Annotated in this window: 19 protein-coding genes and 1 pseudogene; 13 read left to right on the top strand and 7 right to left on the bottom strand. The window is 64.5% G+C overall.

Translation table 11 applies throughout. From position 1 onward, the window contains the following. Positions 1–131 precede the first annotated feature (131 nt). Complete coding sequence (locus ACUXVA_RS10395) at positions 132–2,195, top strand: hypothetical protein (RefSeq protein WP_445491997.1); 2,064 nt, start codon at positions 132–134, stop codon at positions 2,193–2,195. Between the two features lie 243 nt (positions 2,196–2,438). Here the strand turns inward: ACUXVA_RS10395 and ACUXVA_RS10390 are convergent, their stop codons facing one another. Further along, on the bottom strand, positions 2,439–3,419 hold the full coding sequence (locus ACUXVA_RS10390) for a Bug family tripartite tricarboxylate transporter substrate binding protein (protein WP_265080375.1): 981 nt from the start codon (positions 3,417–3,419) through the stop codon (positions 2,439–2,441). Beyond that, positions 3,416–5,125 (bottom strand): FAD-dependent oxidoreductase, encoded by a 1,710-nt coding sequence (locus ACUXVA_RS10385; protein ID WP_265080376.1) that lies wholly within the window; start codon positions 5,123–5,125, stop codon positions 3,416–3,418. Before ACUXVA_RS10385 ends, ACUXVA_RS10390 begins: the two co-directional genes overlap by 4 nt. Positions 5,126–5,226: 101 nt before the next feature. Here ACUXVA_RS10385 and ACUXVA_RS10380 point away from each other — a divergent pair, with 101 nt between their 5' ends. The 3 genes from ACUXVA_RS10380 (at position 5,227) to ACUXVA_RS10370 (ending at position 9,188) form a co-directional block, all read left to right on the top strand. Beyond that, positions 5,227–6,153: a LysR family transcriptional regulator gene (locus tag ACUXVA_RS10380; protein ID WP_445491994.1), complete on the top strand. Its 927-nt coding sequence runs from the start codon at positions 5,227–5,229 to the stop codon at positions 6,151–6,153. A 201-nt stretch (positions 6,154–6,354) separates the two neighbouring features. Next, positions 6,355–6,714, top strand: coding sequence for a hypothetical protein (locus ACUXVA_RS10375; protein ID WP_445491992.1), 360 nt, complete (start codon positions 6,355–6,357; stop codon positions 6,712–6,714). 119 nt (positions 6,715–6,833) lie between these two features. Further along, positions 6,834–9,188: a TonB-dependent receptor gene (locus tag ACUXVA_RS10370; RefSeq protein ID WP_265080379.1), complete on the top strand. Its 2,355-nt coding sequence runs from the start codon at positions 6,834–6,836 to the stop codon at positions 9,186–9,188. Positions 9,189–9,383: 195 nt separating this feature from the next. Here the strand turns inward: ACUXVA_RS10370 and ACUXVA_RS10365 are convergent, their stop codons facing one another. Then, positions 9,384–9,896: a GNAT family N-acetyltransferase gene (locus ACUXVA_RS10365; protein ID WP_265080380.1), complete on the bottom strand. Its 513-nt coding sequence runs from the start codon at positions 9,894–9,896 to the stop codon at positions 9,384–9,386. A gap of 58 nt (positions 9,897–9,954) precedes the next feature. Further along, positions 9,955–10,443 carry an NUDIX domain-containing protein gene (locus ACUXVA_RS10360; RefSeq protein ID WP_265080381.1) on the bottom strand — a complete coding sequence of 163 codons (489 nt, stop codon included), beginning with the start codon at positions 10,441–10,443 and terminating at the stop codon, positions 9,955–9,957. A gap of 79 nt (positions 10,444–10,522) precedes the next feature. On the opposite strand from ACUXVA_RS10360, the gene ACUXVA_RS10355 reads away from it, so the two are divergent. Continuing rightward, positions 10,523–11,431, top strand: coding sequence for a metallophosphoesterase family protein (locus ACUXVA_RS10355; protein ID WP_445491989.1), 909 nt, complete (start codon positions 10,523–10,525; stop codon positions 11,429–11,431). A gap of 110 nt (positions 11,432–11,541) precedes the next feature. Here the strand turns inward: ACUXVA_RS10355 and ACUXVA_RS10350 are convergent, their stop codons facing one another. The 3 genes from ACUXVA_RS10350 to ACUXVA_RS10340 form a co-directional block, all read right to left on the bottom strand. After that, positions 11,542–12,090 carry a hypothetical protein gene (locus ACUXVA_RS10350; RefSeq protein WP_445491987.1) on the bottom strand — a complete coding sequence of 183 codons (549 nt, stop codon included), beginning with the start codon at positions 12,088–12,090 and terminating at the stop codon, positions 11,542–11,544. A 178-nt stretch (positions 12,091–12,268) separates the two neighbouring features. Beyond that, positions 12,269–12,472 carry a DUF4170 domain-containing protein gene (locus tag ACUXVA_RS10345; RefSeq protein ID WP_265080384.1) on the bottom strand — a complete coding sequence of 68 codons (204 nt, stop codon included), beginning with the start codon at positions 12,470–12,472 and terminating at the stop codon, positions 12,269–12,271. A 22-nt stretch (positions 12,473–12,494) separates the two neighbouring features. Continuing rightward, positions 12,495–14,132 carry an isocitrate lyase gene (locus ACUXVA_RS10340; protein ID WP_445491984.1) on the bottom strand — a complete coding sequence of 546 codons (1,638 nt, stop codon included), beginning with the start codon at positions 14,130–14,132 and terminating at the stop codon, positions 12,495–12,497. Between the two features lie 212 nt (positions 14,133–14,344). On the opposite strand from ACUXVA_RS10340, the gene ACUXVA_RS10335 reads away from it, so the two are divergent. The 8 genes and pseudogenes from ACUXVA_RS10335 to ACUXVA_RS10300 all read left to right on the top strand — a co-directional run bounded on the left by ACUXVA_RS10335 (position 14,345) and on the right by ACUXVA_RS10300 (position 22,805). Beyond that, complete coding sequence (locus ACUXVA_RS10335; RefSeq protein WP_265080386.1) at positions 14,345–15,790, top strand: helix-turn-helix domain-containing protein; 1,446 nt, start codon at positions 14,345–14,347, stop codon at positions 15,788–15,790. A gap of 148 nt (positions 15,791–15,938) precedes the next feature. Next, a complete protein-coding gene (locus tag ACUXVA_RS10330) occupies positions 15,939–17,225 on the top strand; it encodes a lytic murein transglycosylase (protein ID WP_445493273.1) in 1,287 nt (428 codons plus the stop codon). Positions 17,226–17,303: 78 nt separating this feature from the next. Beyond that, a complete protein-coding gene (locus ACUXVA_RS10325; protein ID WP_413776548.1) occupies positions 17,304–18,467 on the top strand; it encodes a substrate-binding domain-containing protein in 1,164 nt (387 codons plus the stop codon). A 151-nt stretch (positions 18,468–18,618) separates the two neighbouring features. Further along, positions 18,619–19,387, top strand: a pseudogene (locus tag ACUXVA_RS10320) (ABC transporter ATP-binding protein). After that, a complete protein-coding gene (locus ACUXVA_RS10315) occupies positions 19,384–20,106 on the top strand; it encodes an ABC transporter ATP-binding protein (RefSeq protein ID WP_265080389.1) in 723 nt (240 codons plus the stop codon). The pseudogene ACUXVA_RS10320 and the gene ACUXVA_RS10315 overlap by 4 nt, the downstream one beginning before the upstream one ends. After that, positions 20,103–21,113 (top strand): branched-chain amino acid ABC transporter permease, encoded by a 1,011-nt coding sequence (locus ACUXVA_RS10310; RefSeq protein ID WP_265080390.1) that lies wholly within the window; start codon positions 20,103–20,105, stop codon positions 21,111–21,113. The genes ACUXVA_RS10315 and ACUXVA_RS10310 overlap by 4 nt, the downstream gene beginning before the upstream one ends. Continuing rightward, positions 21,110–22,183 carry a branched-chain amino acid ABC transporter permease gene (locus ACUXVA_RS10305; RefSeq protein WP_445491981.1) on the top strand — a complete coding sequence of 358 codons (1,074 nt, stop codon included), beginning with the start codon at positions 21,110–21,112 and terminating at the stop codon, positions 22,181–22,183. The genes ACUXVA_RS10310 and ACUXVA_RS10305 overlap by 4 nt, the downstream gene beginning before the upstream one ends. Before the next feature lie 118 nt (positions 22,184–22,301). Beyond that, positions 22,302–22,805 (top strand): DUF1993 domain-containing protein, encoded by a 504-nt coding sequence (locus ACUXVA_RS10300; RefSeq protein WP_445491979.1) that lies wholly within the window; start codon positions 22,302–22,304, stop codon positions 22,803–22,805. Positions 22,806–22,931 lie beyond the last annotated feature (126 nt).

Below are 22,931 nucleotides of genomic sequence, written 5' to 3'. Positions count from 1 at the left end.
CCGTCATGGCCGGGCAAGCGCGAAGCTTCGCTTCGCGAGATGTCCCGGCCATCCACGGCCTTCTGCACCAGATGCACGTGGATGCCCGGCACAAGGCCGGGCATGACGGCGTTTGTGGAGGCATCACGTAAATGCAATACGGCATCGTCTTCACGCCGCTCGTCCCGACCATCGTGCTGTGGATCGGCATCGCCGCGATCGCTGTGATCGCCGTGCTGCTGCGGATCGGCCGCGCGCGCGGCGCGCTGGTGCGGGTGGCGGCGCTGGTGCTGATTCTGCTGGCGCTGGCCAATCCGTCATTCACGCGCGAGGAGCGCGAACCGCTGACCTCCGTGGCGGCCGTGGTGGTGGACAAGAGCCCGAGCCAGAGCTTTGGCGAGCGCACCAAGGAGACCGCCGAAGCACAGCAGGCGCTGGTCGACCGTCTCAAGCAGGTCAAGGGCCTCGAAGTCCGTGTCGTCGAGGCCGGCCAGGCCGACGGCGAGACCGACGGCACCCGGCTGTTCGGCGCACTGTCGTCCGCCCTGTCGGATGTGCCCACCGACCGCGTCGCCGGCGCCTTTCTGATCACCGACGGCCGCGTGCACGATATTCCCGCCAATGCCGCAGCACTCGGCTTTACCGCGCCGGTGCATGCGCTGATCACCGGCCGCAGCAACGAACGCGACCGCCGCATCGCCATTACCGCGGCGCCGCGCTTCGGCATCGTCGGGCAGCCACAGACCATCACCTACCGGCTCGACGATCAGGGCGTGACCGGGCAGCGCGCCCAGGTCGTCGTCCGCCGCGACGGCGACGTGCTCAGCGAGCGCACGGTGATGTCCGGCCAGACCGTCAGCATCGACATCGATATCAAGCACGCCGGCCCGAACATCGTCGAGATCGAGGCTTCGCCGCTAGAGAACGAGCTGACTTTGGTCAACAACCGCGCGGTGGTGGCCATCGACGGCGTGCGCGACAAACTGCGGGTGCTGCTGGTATCGGGCGAACCGCATGCCGGCGAGCGCACCTGGCGCAACCTGCTGAAATCCGACGCGTCCATCGACCTCGTGCACTTCACCATTCTGCGGCCGCCGGAAAAACAGGACGGCACGCCTATCAACGAGCTCTCGCTGATCGCGTTTCCGACCCGCGAACTGTTCCAGGTCAAGATCAACGAATTCCAACTGATCATCTTTGATCGCTATGCCCGTCAGGGTGTGCTGCCGATCGCCTATTTCGACAACATCGCGCGCTATGTGCGCAACGGCGGCGCGGTGCTGGTGTCGGCCGGTCCCGACTACGCCTCGAGCACCAGCATCTGGCGCACGCCGCTGGATTCAGTGCTGCCCGCCGAGCCGGTCGGCGTGACCGAAAGGCCGTTCTATGCGCATCTGTCCGACATGGGCAAACGCCATCCGGTGACCCGCGGCCTTGAAGGCGGCGCCTCCGAGCCGCCGAAATGGAGCCGCTTCTTCCGCACCGTCGAGACCCGCAACACCACCACGCCGCCGGTGATGACCGGCGCCGATGGAAAGCCGCTGCTGCTGCTGTCGCGCTCCGGCGAGGGCCGCGTGGCGCTGCTGCTGTCGGATCACATCTGGCTTTGGGCGCGTGGCTATGAAGGCGGCGGCCCGCACCTCGATCTGCTGAGAAGGATGTCGCACTGGCTGATGAAGCAGCCCGATCTCGATGAGGAGGCGCTGAAGCTCTCGATCGCCGGCAAGGACCTCGTGGTCAACAGGCAGACCATGGGCGACACGGTGGCGCCGGTGACGGTGACCTCGCCATCCGGCAAGACGCGCGAGCTGACATTGGCTGCCGGCGAACCAGGCCTGTGGCGCGCCAGCACGCCCGCCGACGAACTCGGGCTCTGGCAAGCCACCGACGGCACACTGAAGGCGCTGATCAATATCGGTCCGATCAACCCCAAGGAATTCTCCGAAGTCACCTCGACGACGGAGATGTTGCGGCCGCTGGCGCAGGCCACCGGCGGCGACTCCCGGCGGATCCATGACGGCGCCAGCCTCGATCTGCCACGCATCGTGCCGGTGCGCTCATCCTCGGTGTTCCGTGGCGACGGCTGGATGGGCGTGCATATGCGCGACGCCAGCGTGGTCCGCGGCGTCGGCGTGCTTCCGGTCTTCGCCGGTTTGATAGGGCTACTGCTGCTGCTCGGCGCCTTCGCCGCCACATGGCTGCGCGAGAGCCGCTAGAGTCTGATCCATCAAGAGTGAAGCATTTCAATCTTGTCCCGGACGCGGTGCGGCATTCTCAGGCGATGCCCTTGCATCGCCGCTATGCCGCTCCGCAGAGCCGGGACCGTATCAGGCGGTATCGTTTGTGGAGGTCCCGGATCTGCAGTGCACTACGCCTCTTGGCGGAGGCGCATTGCACTGCGTCCGGGACACGATTCTATCGAGATGAATCCCGCCATAATGCGATAGCGGCTCGCGCTGCTATTGCGCCGAGAGGTTCATATCCCGTGTGAGATGCCCCCACTTGTCGCTTTCCGAGCGGATATAGGCGGCGAAGGCTTCGATCGTGGACGGTGCAGGTTGGGCGCCGATCGTGCGCAGCTTTTCGATCACGTCCGGATCCCCGAGCGCCTTGACAAAGGCACCGTTCAGACGCGCCACGATGTCGCCCGGCGTGGCGGCGGGGGCGACGAGGCCGAACCAGCCGGTCGATTCGAACCCGGTCACGCCCTGCTCAGCGAGCGTCGGAACGTCGCGCAGGAACGACACGCGCTTGGCGCTGGTGACGCCAAGTGGCTTCAGCCGGCCGGCGCGGATCAATTCCAGCGAACTGGGAATATCCAGAACCGCGAGCGGGATATGGCCGGCCAGCACGTCGGTGACCACCGGACCCGTGCCCCGATAGGGAACCAGCGTGAGCTTGATCCGCGCCGACTGCAGCAGCAGCGCGGCCGTCATATGCATCACCGTGCCATTGCCGCCATACCCGATCGACAGTTGTCCGGGCTTCGCGGTGGCGGCTGCCAGCGCTTCTTTCAGCGTGGCAAACGGCGCGTCGGCGTTTGCCACCAGCACAAAGGGAATGTCGGCGAGCAGCGTGATCGGTACCAGGTCCTTGATCGGATCGAACTGCGTCGACGGATTGAGATGCGGGTTGATGGTCAATGCGCCTGCCGGCGCCACGCCGAGAGTGTAGCCGTCGGGCTTGGCCTGCATCACGGCCTGCATACCGATATTGCCGCCCGCCCCGCCGCGGTTTTCGATGACGAAGCCCTGCTTGAGATCGGCCGTGACGATCGGCTCGAGCGCACGAATGAAGATGTCGGCGCTGCCGCCGGGCGGGAAAGTGACGACAATCTTGATCATCTGGTGCGGATAGGCCCACGCCGTCGTCGCACCGGCCACGATCGAGGCTGCCGCACCGGCCAGCAACGTTCTGCGGTTGGGAGCAAAGAGACTCATGCGCGTTCTCCCGAAAGAGCATGCGCCACAGCGCGTTCATGCTCCGGATGCGACGGCGCTGATCTGCCGGTGAGGCGACGGATCAACGCCTCGGGATCCGATGGCGCACGATGGCCGCGCCACGCGATATGAGTATCAGGTCGCACCAGCAAGAGATTTTCGGCTGGCCGTGCCGGGCCAGCCTCAGCAGGCGAGAGTTCAAGCAGCGTCAGGGGAACGCCGTTGCGCCGTGCGGCCCCAAGCAACTCCGTCACGTCGCAGGCCGGGTCGTAGCGCAACAGCGTATAGCCCGGGCCCATCGCGTCGAAGACGGAGCGACCGTCGTTCAACCAGACATGCGGCATTCTGGCGCCCGGCACGGTCGAGGGCGTGAAATCACCCATCGTATAGGACGGAGGCGTCTCGCCATCATACGCGATCGCCGGCGACCGGTCGTAGAAATAGCCGAAGTTCAGTCCGGCGCAGCAGTACTGTTTGACATTGAGTTCGTAGGCAGCAAGACCGATCGCGGCACGCGCCTCCGCGCCGGCCTCCGAATCTTCCTCGATCAACGCAGGCACCGCGGCGCGCTGGCCGATGCTGGCAATCGCGTGCTCCATGGCAAACCGCGACACCTGTTCAGTGATAGGCTGGCGTTCGGCCTCATAAGCGTCGAGCAGGCCGGCATCCGCCCAGCCGTTGAGATGCGCTGCCAGCATCCAGCACAACGAAACCGCATCTGCGATCCCGGCATTCATCCCATAGCCGGCGTAAGGCATCCACAGATGTGCAGCATCGCCGCAGATGAACGCACGACGGTCGCGGAAGCGATCGGCAACGAGACGGCGGCCGACCCAATCCTCCTTGCTGACGACCCGGTAAACGAACTCAGGTCCAACACCCAGGATCGTGCGGATGGACCAGTCGCGATCGACCGAATCGAATTCCGGTTCGTCCGGTTTCAGATGGTTGTGAATCAGCCACCGGTCGTGCCCGTCGATGGCAACCATTGTGCCGGTCCGGCGCGGGTTGAGAGACAGCACCATCCAGGCCGGCGTGTGCAGCTGCATCAAGGTCTTGAGGTCCGGCGCATCGATGAGCGTCGATTGGACACGCTGAATGACCGGTGTTCCGACGAAAGCCGCGCCGATCAGCTTGCGCGTCAATGACCGGCCCCCATCGCATCCGATGAGGTAGCGGGCGCGGATGGTGAAAGCGCGGTCCCCGTCGAGTTCGCGGGCGTCGACCGAGACCCCCGACAGATCCTGATCGAAGTGCACCATCTCGGTGCGAGACAGGATGGTGATCTTGGGATTCGCAACGGCGCTCGCGAACAGGATGGGCTCCAGATAGATCTGGTTGATACGGTGCGGAGGCTCGGGTGTCGGCCACCACGTGTCAGGGCCATCGGTCGCGGTGTAGCGCGTCGCACGCGATGGAATGACGATGCGGGCCAGTTCGATGCCGGTCGCGGTGGTGCGATACGAACAATCGTTGGGAAAGTCGGCCGGCAGACCGGCGTCGCGGACCTCGGCGACGATGCCGAGCCGGCGAAAGACCTCCATCGATCGGGCCGAAACGTGATTGCATTTCACATTGGGCGGCTCACCGGCGTGCCGGGTTTCGAGCACGATGACATCGATTCCTCTGGACGCGAGGTCCAGCGCCGCGGTGAGTCCCACCGGTCCAGCGCCGACAATGACGACGGACGTCTCATAACTCTGCATTGTTACCTTCCCCGACCGCGTCTATGCGCGTTGCGTGGAGGCTAACAAGAAAATTTGATAAGAGAATTCTCTTTCTGAGAGATAATTGATAAGGTGACCTAATGAATATCACGCTTCGCCAGCCGGAAGCGCTGGTCGCAGTGAGCCGCGCCAGCTCCATGACGCGCGCGGCCGAACAGTTGCACGTCACCCAGGCGGCAATCAGCCTGCTGCTCCGCCAGCTTGAATTGCAGTTGGGCGTTCTGCTGTTCGATCGCACGACAAGGTCGTGCACGCCGACGGCCGCCGGGCGTGAAGCCGTGCAAGCGGCAGAGCGCATCCTCGGCGACACCCTCGGCCTCTCGCGCCAGATGCGCAGTCTGGCGGAAGCCCGAACCGGCACGGTGGTGTTCGTCGCATCGGCCGGTGCAGCCTCGGCCCTCATGCCGGCGGTGCTCGCCGAGTTTCGCACTGCATATCCCGGCGTTGACGTCATCATGCGCGACGTCGCAGCCGATCAGCTTGTCGGCACGCTTCTCGCGTCGGATGCGGAGTTCGCGATCGGCAGCGTCGATGGTCCTGTGCCCGAGGTCACCCTGACGCCTCTGGTCAAGGGACGCCTGAGCGCCATCGGCTGGCCGGGCTGTCCGATCGCAGCGATGCACACGCTGTCGTGGGACGAGCTCGCGACGCTGCCGACCATCGCGATGCGGCGCGACACGCTGATCCGCGCGCAGATCGACCGTCGACTGGCGCGCGACGGCAAGACACTTGTCCCGACTCATGAGGTGTCCCTCATCAACACGGCACTGTCGATGACCGCGAAGGGCATCGGCTATGCGATCTTGCCGTCCTATATGATGCCTACGGAACAGTATCCGGGACTGATCGCTTTCCCGCTCGTGCGACCGGCCATCATGCGCCAGCTATCCTGGATCCAGCGGACCGGTCGCGGCCTGTCGCCGGCAGCGCGGCAATTCCAGAAAATGACCACACGCGTCGTCGCCGGCGCACACACCACGGCCATTGCGCGGCGCGCGGCTCCGTAACGCCGCATAGCCGTGACGCTATCGTTGGAAAGGACTGGCCAAGGCAAGGCGGCGGCAAGCGTTGCCGTAATCCCACAGCGAGGGGGCGCTTGGTTGGGAGCCCCTGTCCGTCATTGACATCGGCTCCCGTCGCCTGCGATGTTACAGTATAACATCGGGCGGCATGGAGGGCTCCATGGCCGATGCAAGGCGCCTGACGGCATGAAGTGGTTTCGAACACATATCAGGAATGGATCGCGACTGGCGCTGCTCGCGCTGGCGATCCAGCTTGTGCTGTCGTTCGGCCATATCCACCCGGCGAGCGCCCAGGCGCCGACCGGCTCGGCCATCGCGTCACTCCACCTTCCTACCGACCAGCTTCCTGCGCCTGATCAGCATCCCGCCGACAATTGCGCCATCTGCGCCGTCATGGCGATGGCCGGGACGATGCTGTTCGCCACGCCACCGATTCTGCAACTGCCTCAGGCAGCAGAATTTCTCTACATGGCCACCGTCGTCGAATTCGTCCATCTGGACGCTTTCAACAGCGGATTCCAGTCCCGCGCCCCACCGCTCTCCTGACTTCAACCTTTGCCGATCGCGGCCATCAGGCGGCGATTCCCGAAAGTTCGATCTGCCATCCGCGGGTCCCGGTGCGAAGCGCGCGTCATGCGCCGCCGCCGGATAGTCAGGATTCCACCATGTCATCCCATATCTATCGCGCCGTGCTTCTGGGCGGCTCCGCCATTGTCGGTCTCGGCTGCCTGGCCAGCCCCGCCGCAGCGCAGGCACCGGCGGGGAGCGTCGAGCTTCCGGCCATCAATGTCACGGCACCGAGCCCGATCGTGCGTCGCAAACCGCAGCCGCCGCGTGCGCCGGCCCGGGTCGCGCGCGCGGCACCCGGCCGCAATGCCGGTCCGGCGCCGGTCGAGGCCGCCGCAGCTGCGCCGCAGCAGGGCGTGCTGCCGATCGTGACCGACCAGTTCGCTACCGTCACCGTGGTGCCCAACGACGAGATCCGCCGCTCCGGCGCAGCCACTCTCGGCGATCTTCTGTTCTCCAAGCCCGGCATCACCGGCTCCAGCTTTGCGCCGGGCGCATCGAGCCGGCCGATCATCCGCGGCCTCGACGTCAACCGCGTCGGCATCGTCGAGAACGGCACCAGCGCCGGTGGCGCGTCGGACCTCGGCGAGGATCATTTCGTCCCGGTCGATCCGCTGGCGACCAACCAGGTCGAGGTGGTCCGCGGTCCCGCAGCGCTCCGCTACGGCTCCACGTCCATCGGCGGCGTGGTGTCTGCTACCAACAACCGAATTCCCGACGCCATGCCGGCCTGCGCCACGGCGCCGTTCCAGAGCTACGGCCTGCCGGCGAAAGCGCCAGCAATCGGCGCTTCGGGAGGTTGCATGAATGCCGAAACCCGCACCTCGATCAGTTCTGCCGATCGCGGCATCGATGGCGGGGTCCTGCTCGACGCCGCCGGCGGCAATGTCGCGGTTCATGCCGACGTCTATGGCCGCAAGGCCACCGACTATAACATCCCAAGCTATCCCTACCTCACCGACACCACGCGCGCGGTCAACGGACGGCAACCTAATTCCCCGGCGCAAACCAGCGGCGCATCGGTCGGCGGCTCCTACTTCTTCGACGGAGGTTTCTTCGGCGCTGCGATTACGCAAAACAATGCGCTGTACCATATCCCCGGGATCGACGGTGCCGACCACGGGACCCGCATCGACGCGCACCAGACCAAGGTCACCGCCAAGGGTGAATACCGGCCCGACTCCGCGGCGATCGAGGCGATCCGCTTCTGGGCCGGCGCGACCGACTATCGCCACAACGAAATCGGCCTGTCCGACGTCAACGATCCCACCACCGACGGCGTGCGCCAGACCTTCACCAACAAGGAGCAGGAAGCCCGCGTTGAGGTACAGATGATGCCGTTCAACGCCCGCTTCGCCACGGTGACCACGGCATTCGGCCTGCAGGGCGGCCATCAGGAACTGACCGCCCCCAGCCCCGACAATCCCGGCACTCTGTATAACGGGTTGTGGAGTCCGAACAACAATTCGCGCATCGCCGGCTATGTGTTCAACGAGCTGAAATTCAGCGAGACCACCAAGGCGCAGGTCGCCGGTCGCATCGAGCATGTCGAGCTCCACGGCGCGACACCGGATTTCCCGGCGGACTTCTTGCCAGACGGCAGCACGCAGACCAGCACCGGACGCAATCCGTCCTTCACGCCGATGAGCGGCAGCGTCGGGTTGATTCAGGATCTGCCGGCCGGCCTGGTTGCCAGCATCACCGGCCAATACACCGAGCGCGCGCCAAAACCGGCCGAGCTGTTTTCGCGCGGCGCTCACGACGCCACCGCGACCTTCGATATCGGCAATCCCAACCTGACGATCGAGACCGCGCAGTCGGTGGAAGTCGGCCTGCGCAAGGCCACCGGCCCGCTGCGCTTCGAGGCCACGGCGTACTACACGAAGTTCAACAACTTCATCTATCGCAGGCTCACCGGCGTCATGTGCGGCGACGATTTTGCATCGTGCGGCAACGGCGATCCCGGCAACGAGGGCCGCCAGGCGGTCTATTCGCAGCGCGACGCGACCTTCCGCGGCGCCGAATTCCAGAGCCAGCTCGACGTTGCGCAGCTCTATGGCGGCACATGGGGCATCGAGAACCAGTTCGACATCGTCCGCGCGACGTTTGCCGACGGCACCAACGTGCCCCGGATACCGCCGATGCGCGCCGGCGGCGGCGTGTTCTGGCGCGACGCCAACTGGCTGACCCGCATCAACCTGCTGCATGCCTTCGCGCAGAACGACATTGCCACGATCGGCGAGACGCCGACATCGGGCTACAATCTGCTGAAGGCCGAGTTCAGCTACAATACCAAGCTCGATCCGCGCATTTACGGCGCGAAGGAGATGACCCTTGGCCTCGTCGGCAACAACCTGCTGAACGAGAACATTCGCAACGCATCGTCCTACAACAAGGACGAGGTGCTGATGCCGGGGCTGAACGTGCGGGCATTCGCGAATCTGAAGTTCTGAGAAACGGCTTCACAGACGCGCCTTCACACCCACGTGTCGTCACCCGCGCAAGCGGGTGACCCAGTAAACGCCGGCAGCGCGGTTTTATCACTGGCGCCGGTGTGTACTGGGTCGCCCGGTCCTGGCGCGCAATTGCGCGCAGGCCAGGCGACGACAGCGGAGAGCTTCGCCGCCGTTTCGCAAAGCGTCGGGGCGTTACTTCACCTGATCCCAATCCGGCCGGATTTTGCCGGCGATTCCGGCTGCGGCGCCGTCGACCAGTTCGAGGACCAGCAGGCGTCGCTGATCGACCGGGCCCGGCATGGTCACCGTCCCCTTCGGGATCTGCTTGAAACCGACGCGGCTGTAATAGGGTTCGTCGCCGACCAGCACGATCAGGCGGTGCCCGGCCTTGCGGGCATCATTGATGGCGCGGTCGAGCAGTGCGCGGCCCACGCCGCGGCTGCGGAACGGCGGCTCGACCGTCAGCGGCCCGAGCAGCAAAGCAGGCGTATCGTCGATGCAGACCGGCAATTGCCGGACCGAACCGACCAGCAGGGTGCCGATCCGCGCGGTGAACGACAGGTCGAGCAGATGATCGACGTGTTCGCGCAGCCGGTAGGCTGACAGCACGTAACGACCGGGGCCGAACGTGCGCGCGTGGAGCCGCTCGATGATCTGGGCGTCGTTGGCGGTTTCCGCCAGAATGGTCAGAGAAAGGTCGGTCATGTCGGAGCGCGGAATAGCATCTGACGGGCGCTGGGTCCATCGCCGGGCTGGAAGCCCCTCATTCCCGCCAGGTCGGGATGATCGGCCTGCCGTCCAGCACCTCGGCAAGCCGCAGGCGGGTGCCGGTGGTGGTGTCAGGCGGAAGCGCGGTGAGGGCAAAGAAGCCGCATTCGGCAATCTCCCGATTCGGCGCCGGCAAGCGGTCCTGGCGGAACTGGCGGACCACATAGACGATCACATGGTCGCGAATCGAGACATGGCTGTTGAGGAACACACCGTGCAGGACCGGCTCGCCAAGCACCTCGATGCGGCCCTCTTCCATCAATTCGCGGTCCAGCGCCGCGCGGAAGCTCTGGCCGACCTCGACCCCGCCGCCGGGCAGATACCAGCCCGCCACATAGGTATGCCGGACCAGAAACACGCGGTTGTCGGCGTCGAGCACCACCGCGCGCACGCCCAGGGTCATCCCGCGGGCGAAGCGGAAATACAGATGAAAGATCTTTCGCAGGGTGGGTTCGAGCTTCTGCCGCAGCGTCGGTGGGGTCATTGCGGCTGAAATCCTTGCGTCAGGTTGCCCACCTTGCCAAAACGTCCGGGACTTTCACAGGGTGCATGAGATCTTTTCGATGACCGCTTTCACCCTCGCGCATCTGTCGGACCCGCATATCCCGCCGCTGCCGGTGCCGCACCTGCGCGAGCTGCTGGGCAAGCGCGTGCTTGGCTATCTCAACTGGATCCGCAACCGCCACACCATCCATCGCCGCGACGTGCTCGACGCGCTGGTCGCCGACATGCTGGCGCAGCGGCCGGACCATATCGCCGTCACCGGCGATCTGGTCAATCTGGCGCTTAGGGGCGAATTCGCGCCAGCGCGCGCCTGGCTGGAACGTGTTGGGCCGCCCGACCGCGTGTCGCTGGTGCCCGGCAATCACGACGCCTATGTGGCGGAGACGCGCCACCTCGCCTCCGAAGCCTGGGGCGACTATATGCGCGGCGACGGTGCCGGCGCTGCCACCGGGTTTCCCTATCTGCGGCGCCGCGGACCGCTGGCGCTGATCGGCGTCTCCACCGCCGTGCCGACCGCACCGTTCATGGCCACCGGCGCGCTCGGCCTCGCGCAGATCGCCGCGCTCGACCGCATGCTGGCTGGACTGTCGAGCGACCCGTCGTTTCGCGTGCTGCTGATCCATCATCCATTGCGCTCGAAGCACAGCCACAAGCGGCTCACCGATTCCCTGGAATTGCAGGCGGTGCTGAAGCGCCACGGCGTCGATCTGGTGCTGCACGGCCATGACCACGTGCACGCCACCATCTGGGTGGACGGCTTCCGCGGCAAAATTCCCGTGGTCGGCGTGCCTTCGGCATCGTCGATCGCCGACGGCCACAAGCCCGCAGCAGCTTACAACCTGTTTTCCATCACGCGCGAAGGCGAGGGATGGAAGTGCTGGCAGCAGGTGCGCGGATTTGGAAACGGTCCGGGTATTGGCGAACTGCAAAACATCGAGCTGCGGGACGATCAACGAACCTCATCCTGAGGAGCGCGCCCTTGCGCACTTCTCGAAGGATGGGTCACGCATCTCATGGTCGAAACGGTGCTGAAGAAACGCCTCCTCACCATAAGGGACTCGGCCGCTTCGACAGATGTTCAATGTCCGCGTAACGCCATGGCCAGCGCGACCGCAAACAGCGCGGCAACACCGACCACCACGCCCGCCACGAACGGCCAGAACCGACTCCGCGGCTTGATGACGGCAACCGGCGGCGGCGTCTGGACCAGCGCCTGTTCGCGCTCGATCATGCGGCGCGCGACGTAGGCGGTGACCGCCTGGACGACGGAGGCGACATCGTGGGATTCGGCGATCACCACGCGGCCGAACCGGGTGTCCTGGACGAAGCGATAGATCCGCTTGTCCCTGCCCATCACCACATGGGCGACCATGTCGATCCACAGCCGCGGCGTGTCGCCCTGGGTGATGCCGCGATCGAACATGTCGACGCTATCGGGAATTTCCGCGAACAACGGGTCAAGCGCCTCATTGAGGATTTCGAGCCGGGCGACCTCGGCATCGCGCAGATCGACCACCACTCCGGTGCGATCGGCGGCCTCGATCCGCGCCTGCCGCAGGGCGTCGCGCAACCGCATCGGCCGGGCGTTGCCGGCCGAACCGGATCCGGTCTTGTACGCGTCCGACATTTCCTGGGCCTTTCCGGCGGTAGCCTTACCGCAACTAACCTATCAGTAACCAGAGGCCGGGAAAAGACCCTTTGTTCCCAGATACTTGTGCCGTGTATAAACATCGACGGCCCCACCCGGTCGCCCGGGTGAGGCCGTCCACGTCCTTGGGACGTCTTCTTATTCGAGTGGCGGCCGCTTAGGCGATCGCGCGCTGCGGCTCTTCGACGATGGAGAAGCGAACACCTGCGCGATGCCGGTTCTCTTCCGACACGGTCTTCCAGGCGTCTTCAGCCTCCTGGCGGGTCTTGAACGGACCCTGCACCTGGGCCGAACCCTCGACCAGCTTGTGGAAGTTCATCGAACCGAACTCGCCGCCGATCACCCAAAAATTGCTGCTCATGGTCGTCTCCTGTTGTTTGCCGTTAGCCGAACTGGTTCATCGTGTTGTGCGCGCCGCCGGCCTTGAGAGCGGCCTCACCGGCGAAGTATTCCTTGTGATCATCGCCGATGTTGGAGCCGGCCATGTCCTGATGCTTGACGCAGGCGATGCCCTGACGGATTTCCTGGCGCTGAACATTCTTCACGTAGCCGAGCATGCCCTGCTCGCCGAAATACTCGCGGGCAAGATTGTCGGTCGAGAGCGCGGCCGTGTGATAGGTCGGCAGCGTGATCAGGTGATGGAAGATGCCGGCGCGTTTGGCCGAATCCGCCTGGAAGGTGCGGATCAGCTCATCGGCTTCGATCGCCAGCGGGGTCGAGTCGTACTCCGCCTTCATCAGCTCGGCGCGGTTGTACTGGCTGACATCCTTGCCGGCCTTCTTCATCTCGTCGTAAACCTGCCAACGGAAGTTGAGCGTCCAGTTGAACGACGGTGAGTTGTTGTAGGCCAGCTTGGCGTTCGGGATCACTTCGCGCACACGGTCGACCATCGAGGCGATCTGCTCGATATTCGGCTTCTCGGTCTCGATCCACAGCAGGTCCGCGCCGTTCTGCAGCGAGGTGATGCAGTCGAGCACGCAGCGGTCCGCACCGGTGCCTTCGCGGAACTGGTACAGGTTGCTGGGCAGACGCTTCGGACGCAGCAGCTTGCCGTTGCGGCTGATGATCACGTCGCCGTTGCCGACCGCGGTTGCATCGACCTCTTCGCAATCCAGGAAGCTGTTGTACTGGTCGCCGAGGTCGCCCGGACGGTGGCTGACAGCGATCTGCTGCGTCAGGCCCGCGCCGAGCGAGTCGGTGCGGGTGACGATGATGCCGTCTTCCACACCGAGTTCGAGGAACGCGTGGCGGCAGGCGCGGATCTTCGCCAGGAAGACCTCATGCGGCACCGTCACCTTGCCGTCCTGATGACCGCACTGCTTTTCGTCCGACACCTGATTCTCGATCTGCAGCGCGCAGGCGCCGGCCTCGATCATCTTCTTGGCCAGCAGATAGGTCGCCTCGGCATTGCCGAAGCCGGCGTCGATGTCGGCGATGACCGGCACGACGTGGGTCTGGAAATTGTCGATCTTGTCGATCAGCGCGGTTTCCTTGGCCTTGTCGCCAGCCTTGCGGGCAGCGTCGAGCTCGCGGAAGATCGCGTTCAGCTCACGCTGATCGGCCTGCCGCAGGAAGGTGTAGAGCTCTTCGATCAGCGCCGGCACCGAGGTTTTCTCATGCATGGACTGGTCGGGCAGCGGTCCGAACTCGGAGCGCAGCGCCGCGATCATCCAGCCCGAGAGGTAGAGATAGGTGCGGTCGGTGGTGCCGAAGTGCTTCTTCACCGAGATCAGCTTCTGCTGCGCGATGAAGCCGTGCCAGCAACCGAGCGACTGGGTGTACTTGGTGCTGTCGGCGTCATAGGCCGCCATGTCGGCGCGCATCAGCGCAGCGGTGTAGCGCGCGACGTCGAGGCCGGTCTTGAAGCGGTTCTGCAGGCGCATGCGGGCCACAGCTTCGGCCTTGACGCCGTTCCAGGTGTCCTTGTCCTTGAGCAGCGCTGCCGCCGCTTCGATTTCGCTCTGATAGGAGGACGGCCCCTGAATGGCCAGATCGCTGATTCCACGTGGCTGGAAGTTCATGTCCTTGATCCCTTACGGTGACGGCCGATCCGCATCGCTACCCGGCCATCGCTTCGACATTCATGACAATGCGTTGCGAAACGTGCTGAGAGCTAAACGCTATATGGAGAAGATCCGATAGATGGCTTGTCAGCCAATGGTGATGCGATGTAACGTCATGACTTGTCACGAATGTCATTTTGTAAATTTTGTCACAATCGGGGGATTTTGAGATGGCCAGCGATACCGGCAAGAAGCTGTTCGTCGGCCCGCGCTTCCGCCGCATTCGCCAGCAGCTCGGTCTGTCGCAGACCCAGATTGCCGAGGGCCTGGGCATTTCTCCCAGCTATATCAACCTGATAGAGCGCAACCAGCGACCAGTGACGGCGCAGCTGCTGATGCGGCTGGCGCAGACCTACGACCTCGATCTGCGCGACCTCGCCAGCGCCGACGAAGACCGCTTCTTCGCAGAACTGAACGAGATCTTCTCCGATCCGCTGTTCCGCCAGATCGATCTGCCCAAGCAGGAACTGCGCGACCTCGCAGAACTGTGCCCCGGCGTCACCCACGCCCTGCAGCGGCTCTACGCGGCCTATGCCGAGGCGAGGCGCGGCGAGACCATGGTGGCGGCGCAGATGGCCGACCGCGACGAGGGCCATCGCTTCGAGGCCAACCCGATCGAGCGCATCCGCGACCTGATCGAGGCCAATCGCAATTACTTCCCCGAACTCGAGCAGGCCGCCGAAGCCCTGCGCGACGAGATCAACGTGCCGGCGCAGGACCTCTATGCGGCACTGAGCACCCGCCTGCGTGAAAAGCACTCCGTGGTCACCCGTATTATGCCGGTGGACGTGATGCGCGAGACGCTGCGCCGTTTCGACCGCCACCGTCGGCAACTGCTGATTTCCGAACTGGTGGATGCGCCCGGCCGCGCCTTTCAACTCGCATTCCAGCTCGGCCTGTCGGAATGCAGCAGCGCCTTCGAGACGATCGTCGGACGCGCCGGTCCGCTCGACGACACGCCGCGGCGACTCTACCGCATCACCTTGGCCAACTACTTCGCCGCCGCGGTGCTGATGCCCTATGCCGCGTTCCACAGCGCCGCGGAGGCGTTGAGCTACGATCTGCAGGTGCTCGGCCAGCGCTTCAATGTCGGCTTCGAACAGGTCTGCCACCGCCTCACCACGCTGCAGCGTCCGACCGCACGCGGCGTACCGTTCTTCATGCTGCGCGTCGACAATGCCGGCAACGTGTCGAAGCGGTTTTCGTCGGGCACCTTTCCGTTCTCGAAATTCGGCGGCACCTGCCCGTTGTGGAACGTGCACTCCACCTTCGACACGCCGGACCGCCTGCTCCGGCAGCTCATCGAACTGCCTGACGGCAGCCGCTATTTCTCCATCGCCCAGATGGTGCGCCGGCCGCCGGCGCCGCACGGCCAGCCGCAGCCGCGCTTCGCCATCGGGCTCGGCTGCGAGATCCGCCACGCGCCAAAACTGGTCTATGCCGGCGGCATGGACCTGGAGAAGGCCGAGGGCACGCCGATCGGCGTTAACTGCCGGCTGTGCGAACGCGAAAATTGCAGCCAGCGCGCCGAGCCGCCGATCACAAGGACGCTGATCCTCGACGAGAACACGCGGCGGGTGTCGAGCTTTGCGTTCAGCAATGCACGGGAGCTGTAGTGATAGAAAAACAGCCGCCCTCTCGGTCATGGCCGGGCTTGTCCCGGCCATCCACGACTGTATTCCCTAGTGATGAAACGTGGATGCCCGGCACAAGGCCGGGCATAACGAGGAGAGGCCTGTGACGATGTTGCCGATGTCATTGCGGATGCGATCGTTTGTTTGTGGTGTAGCGCTTGCCATTGCCGGCCTCTCCTCCCCGGCTTCCGCGCAACCTGTCTCGGCCGCCCCGCAGGCCAGACCCAACGTCGCGGCGGCCAAGCCCACCGCATCATCGGGCTCGCGCGGCGCCGCCTGCCACAATGGCCAGAGCTTCGACCAGTTCCTCGCCGGGCTGAAGCAGCAGGCCGTGGCCGCCGGCGTGTCCCAACGCGCGGTCGCGGCAGCCTCGCCGTGGCTGGTCTACGATCCCAAGATCGTCAACCGCGACAGGGGACAGCGGGTGTTCGGCCAGCTGTTCACCGAGTTCTCGCGGCGCATGGCGGCGGACTACCGGATGCAGAACGGCCAGCTCAAGATCAAGCAGCACGCGGCGGCGTTTGCGCGCGCAGAGAAGGAGTTCGGCGTGCCTCCGGCGGTCATCGCTGCATTCTGGGCGCTGGAGAGCGACTTCGGCGCGCAGATGGGCAATCTGCCAACCCTGCCCTCGCTGGTATCGCTCGCCTATGACTGCCGGCGCTCGAAGATGTTTCAGGGCGAAACCATCGCGGCGCTGAAGATCATCGACCGCGGCGATCTCTCGCCTGAGGAGATGATTGGCTCATGGGCCGGCGAGCTCGGCCAGACCCAGTTCCTGCCGACGCACTACTTCAATTACGCGGTCGATTATGACGGCGACGGCCACCGCAATCTTCTGCGCAGCCCTGATGACGTGATCGGTTCGACCGCCAACTACATTGCCAATGGCCTCAAATGGCGGCGCGGCGAACCGTGGCTGCAGGAAGTCAAAGTCTCAGCCGATGTGCCCTGGGACCAGGCCGACCTGACCATTCAACTGCCGCGGTCCAAATGGGCGCAGTTCGGCGTCACTTACCCGGACGGCCGACCGCTGCCAAACGACTCCATGCCGGCTTCGCTGCTGCTGCCCATGGGGCGCTTTGGCCCGGCATTTCTGGCCTATGCCAATTTCGCCGCCTACACCGAATGGAATAACTCGCTGATCTATTCCACCACTGCGGGTTACCTCGCCACCCGGATCGCCGGGGCTGCGCCGATGCGCAGGCCATCGGCGCAGATCGCGCAATTGCCGTTCAACGAACTCAAGGAGATGCAGCAGCCGCTGACCCGCGCCGGCTTCAATGTCGGCAAGATCGACGGCATCATGGGCCAGCAGAGCCGTTCTGCCGTGAAGACGATGCAACTTAAGTATGGCCTGCCGGCCGACTCCTGGCCCACAGCCGAATTGCTGACGCAGCTGCGGGCAGGTGCACGCTAATCGCTCTTTCCACTGCGCGGGAAAATGCATTAGGGTCCCGCAACAAAATCGGGAGGACTGACCTTGCGTCGCTTTTTCATGCTCGCTGCCACCGCTTTGCTAACCACCACGGTTGCGCATGCCGACGATCTCAAGATCGCATTGATCTATGGCAAGACCGGCCCGCTCGAGGCCTATGCCAAGCAGACCGAGACCGGCCTGCGCATGGGTTTCGAATACGCCACCAAGGGCACCATGATGGTCGACGGCCGCAAGATCGTGGTCATCACCAAGGACGACCAAAGCAAGCCCGACCTGTCCAAGGCGGCGCTCGCGGAAGCCTATCAGGACGACAATGCCGACATCGCCATCGGCACCTCGTCGTCGGCCGCGGCGCTGGCCGATCTGCCGGTCGCCGAAGAGAACAAGAAGATTTTGATCGTCGAGCCGGCGGTGGCCGACCAGATCACCGGCGAAAAATGGAATCGCTACATCTTCCGCACCGGCCGCAACTCCTCGCAGGATGCCATCGCCAATGCGGTGGCGATCGGCAAGCCCGGCGTCACCATCGCCACCCTGGGCCAGGACTACGCCTTCGGCCGCGACGGCGTTGCAGCCTTCAAGGAAGCGCTGGCCAAGACCGGGGCCACACTGGCCGCCGAAGAATACGTGCCGACCACCACCACCGACTTCACCGCGGCCGGCCAGCGGCTGTTCGACGCGCTGAAGGACAAGCCCGGCCGCAAGATCATCTGGGTGATCTGGGCCGGCGGCGGCGACCCGCTGACAAAACTGCAGGACATGGACCCGAAGCGCTACGGCATCGAACTCTCCACCGGCGGCAACATCCTGCCGGCGCTCGCCGCCTACAAGCGGCTGCCCGGCATGGAAGGTGCGACCTACTATTATTATGACATCCCGAAGAACCCGGTGAACGACTGGTTCGTCGCCGAGCACAAGAAGCGCTTCAATGCGCCGCCGGACTTCTTCACCGCCGGCGGCTTTTCCGCTGCCATGGCTGCGGTGACCGCGGTACAGAAAGCAAAATCCACCGACACCGAGAAGCTGATCGCAGCAATGGAGGGCATGGAGTTTGACACTCCCAAGGGCAAGATGATCTTCCGCAAGGAAGACCACCAGGCGCTGCAGAGCATGTACCACTTCAAGGTCAAGGTCGATCCAGACCTGGCCTGGGCGGTCAACGAGCCCATCCGTGAACTGAAGATCGAGGACATGAACATTCCGATCCGGAACAAGCGGTAATGTTCGTGCCCCGGACGCGGTGCACATCGCCGCACAGCGGCGTTGTGCACCGCAGATCAGGGGCCCACAATCACACCACGCATCATGGGTCCCGGATCTGCGGAGCGGCATAAGAATGCCGCACCGCGTCCGGGACACGGAACCTCCGCCAATGACCTCCACCCTCGAAACCCGCGACCTCACCATCCGCTTCGGCGGACATGTCGCGGTCAACAGAGTAAGCTGCACGTTCCGGCCCGGCGAGCTCACCGCCATCGTCGGCCCCAACGGCGCCGGCAAGACCACCTATTTCAACCTGATCTCCGGGCAGTTGCGCGCCACCGAGGGCAGCGTGTTGTTCGACGGCGTCGATCTCACCGGCATGTCCGCGCCGCTGCGCACCCGCGCCGGCTTGGGCCGCGCCTTCCAGCTCACCAACCTGTTTCCGAATCTCAGCGTCGAGGAAAACGTCCGCCTTGCGGTGCAGGCCCACAGCGGCACGCACTACGACATGCTGCGGCCATGGATGACCCGGCGCGATCTGATCGCCACCGCCGACGCCATTCTCGACCAGGTCGCGCTGGGCCACCGCCGCAGCGTCGCCGCCACCGTGCTGTCCCATGGCGACCAGCGCAAGCTGGAGGTCGCGCTGATGATGGCGCTGCAGCCGAAGGTTTTCATGTTCGACGAACCGACTGCCGGCATGAGCGTCGACGAGGTGCCAGTCGTGCTCGACCTGATCGCCCGATTGAAGCAGGACACGACCAAGATCATTCTGCTGGTCGAGCACAAGATGGACGTGGTGCGCTCGCTCGCCGACCGCATCATCGTGCTGCATAACGGACAGCCTGGTGGCCGACGGCAGCCCGGAGGAGGTCATCGCCTCGCCGATCGTGCAGGAAGCCTATCTCGGGATCGCGCCGGGAAAGACCGCCGCATGACCGACATGCTGACCATGGCGGGTGTCCACACCCATATTGGGCGCTATCACATCCTGCACGGCGTCGACCTCGCCATCGCTGAGGGCCAGACCACCATGCTGCTCGGCCGCAACGGCGCCGGCAAGACCACCACGCTGCGCACCATCATGGGCCTTTGGCAGGCATCATCCGGACAAATCACCCTCGGCGGCCAGCGCATCGAAGGGCTGGCGACGCCGGATATCGCCCGCCTCGGTGTCGGCTACGTGCCGGAGAGCATGGCGGTGTTTTCGGATCTCACGGTGAAGGAAAACCTGATCCTCGCCGCACGCGACGGCCCGCTCGACGATGCTCGTCTGCAATGGATTTTTGGCTTCTTCCCGGCGCTGCGAAAATTCTGGCTGTCGCGCGCAGGCCTGTTGTCCGGCGGACAGAAGCAGATGCTGTCGATCGCGCGGGCCATTGTCGAGCCGCGAAAACTACTGCTGATCGACGAGCCGACCAAGGGTCTGGCGCCGGCGATTGTCGGCGCGCTGATCGAATGCTTCGCCGAGATCAAGCGCTCGGGCGCCACCATCCTGCTGGTTGAACAGAATTTTCACGTGGCGCAGATGATCGGCGACGCCGTGCTGGTGATGGACAATGGCGCGATCGTGCATCGCGGCGCGATGGCGGCGCTGGCCGCCGACACACCATTGCAGGAGCGGCTGCTCGGCCTCAGCCTGGAGGCGCATCAATGACCGACCTTGCCGCAACCGACGCGCTGCCCAAGCCGAAGCGCGATTTCCTGCCGGTGCTGCTGCCGGTGATCCTGGCGATCGCCGTGATCCCACTGATCGGCTCCGGCAGTTCGTGGGCGACGCTGACCGTCGCCAGCCTCGCCATGGGCATGATGATCTTCATCATGGCCTCCGGCCTGACGCTGGTGTTCGGGCTGATGGACGTGCTGAATTTCGGCCACGGCGCGTTCATCGCCGTCGGCGCCTATGCAGCGACGCTGGTGCTGCTGCCGCTGGCGTCCTGGGTGCAGGCGGATTCACTGCTACTCAATCTCGCGGTGCTGGCGCCGGCGGCGCTGCTGGCCATGGGTGTGTCCGGCGCCATCGGCCTGATCGTGGAGCGCGTGCTGATCCTGCCGGTCTACGGCCAGCACCTCAAGCAGATCCTGATGACCACCGGCGGGCTGATCGTCGCCGAACAGGCGCTGTATGCGCTGTGGGGGCCGCAGATCATTCCACTGCCGCTGCCGACCTCGCTGCGCGGCTCCTTCATCATCGGCGACATCGCCATCGCCAAATATCGCCTGCTGGCAATGCTGGTCGGCCTTGTGGTGTTCCTCGGCATCCAGCTCACTTTGAACCGCAGCAAGATCGGATTGCTGATCCGTGCCGGTGTCGAGAATCGCGAGATGGTCGAGGCGCTCGGCTACCGCATCCGCCGGCTGTTCCTCGGCGTCTTCATGGTCGGCTCCGGCCTCGCCGGCCTCGGCGGCATCATGTGGGCGCTGTATCGCGAACAGGTGCATGCCTCCATGGGCAATGACCTCACGGTGCTGGTGTTCATCGTGGTGATCATCGGCGGGCTCGGCTCCATCAACGGCTGCTTCATCGGCGCCATCCTGGTGGCGATGGTCGCCAATTACGGCGGCTTCCTGGTGCCGAAACTGGCGCTGGTCTCGAACATCCTGCTGATGGTCGCAATCCTGATGTGGCGACCGCGCGGACTCTACGCGGTGACAAATCGATGATGATCCTTTCCGGCGATCTGCCGCGCAGCCGTATTCTCAATGTTCTGCTTCTCGCGATCATCGTCGCGCTGGCGGTGGCACCGTTCGTGTTTCCCGGCGCCAAGGCGCTGAATGTCGCAACCAAGATCTGCATCTTCGCAGCCCTTGTGGCGTCCTACGATCTGCTGCTCGGCTACACCGGCACCGTGTCATTCGCGCATACGATGTTCTATGGCATCGGCAGCTATGCCATCGCCATTGCGTTGTATGCGATGGGACCGACATGGACCGCCGTAGCCGTCGGCCTTGCCATCGGCCTGCCGCTCGCCGCGTTGCTGGCACTCGGCATAGGGCTGTTCTCGCTGCGGGTCGAGGCGATCTTCTTCGCCATGATCACGCTGGCGGTGGCTTCCGCCTTCCTGGTGCTGGCGTCGCAATTGTCATGGCTCACCGGCGGCGAGGACGGCCGCAGCTTCCAGTTGCCGGAATTGCTGCGGCCAGGCACGGTGTTTGTGAAGAAGGACGTATTCGGCGTCGCCGTCACCGGTCGCACGCTCACCTACTACATGATCTTCGTCGCATCCGCCGCGATGATCCTGGCCTTGCTGCGCGTGGTGAACTCACCGTTCGGCCGCGTCTTGCAGGCGATCCGCGAAAACCGTTTCCGCGCCGAGGCGCTCGGCTTTCGCACGGTGTTTCATCTGACCTACGCCAATTGCCTTGCCGCCGTCGTTGCAGCTTCTGCCGGCGCGCTGAACGCGCTATGGTTGCGCTATGCCGGGCCGGACACCTCGCTCAGCTTTGCCATCATGCTCGACATCCTGCTGATGGTCGTGATCGGCGGCATGGGCACCATGTACGGTGCCATCGTCGGCGCCGTGGTCTTCATTCTTGCCCAGAATTATCTTCAGGCCCTGATGGGCATTGCCTCCACCGCAGCGGCCGATGCCGGACTTCCCGTTCTGCCCGGTCTGCTGCATCCGGACCGCTGGCTGCTCTGGCTCGGCCTGCTGTTCATCGCGTCGGTGTATTTCTTCCCCACCGGCATCGTGGGGCGGCTGCGCGAGATGGCCCGCAAGCCACAGAGCTGATTTTTTCTCTTTTGCGGTGTCTCGACGGTTGTTTTTCACCGGGAACTTCCCAGTTCCATGCAGCAGCATCTTTCTCGACCTTCCCGCTGCCGACCGAAACACCGCGAAAGAGCCTCATATGTCATTCTACGATTCCGCCGTCCCCGCCTACCTGCAGATCCTCTCCAGCCTGTCCGGACTGCTCGACAAGGCCGACGCCTATGCGCAGGCAAAGAAGATCCAGCCCGAGGTGCTGCTGGCTGCGCGGCTGTTTCCGGACATGCTGCCATTGAGCAAGCAGATCCAGATCACCTGCGATCATGCCGTGCGGGGGTCTGCACGCCTGAGCGGCGGCGAGGTGCCGTCGTTCCCGGATACCGAGACAACCTTCGGCGAACTCAAGCAGCGGCTGGCCAAGACCGCCGACTACGTCAAAAGCGTCAAGCCGTCGCTGTTCGACGGCGCGGAAGACCGCGAGATCACCTTCCCGATCGGCGGCGGCAAGACCATGACGCTGAAGGGCCAGCAATATCTCACCAGCTTCTCGCTGCCGAACTTCTACTTCCATGCCACGACGGCCCACGGCATCCTGCGCATGTGCGGCGTCGAGATCGGCAAGCGCGACTTTCTCGGCGCCAACTGATGCGGAACCGTGGCTGGTGACAGTCGCGTGACAATTGCTTTCGGCCATCGCTGCTGTGGCCGGAAGTCATTTTGTTCTCTGTCGCGGCCTGCTTGCAGATCGATTGTCCTGCATGAAAATCCCGGC

The sequence above is a fragment of the Rhodopseudomonas sp. RCAM05734 genome, from assembly GCF_052658035.1.
This window is presented reverse-complemented; position numbering and strand designations above follow the sequence as displayed.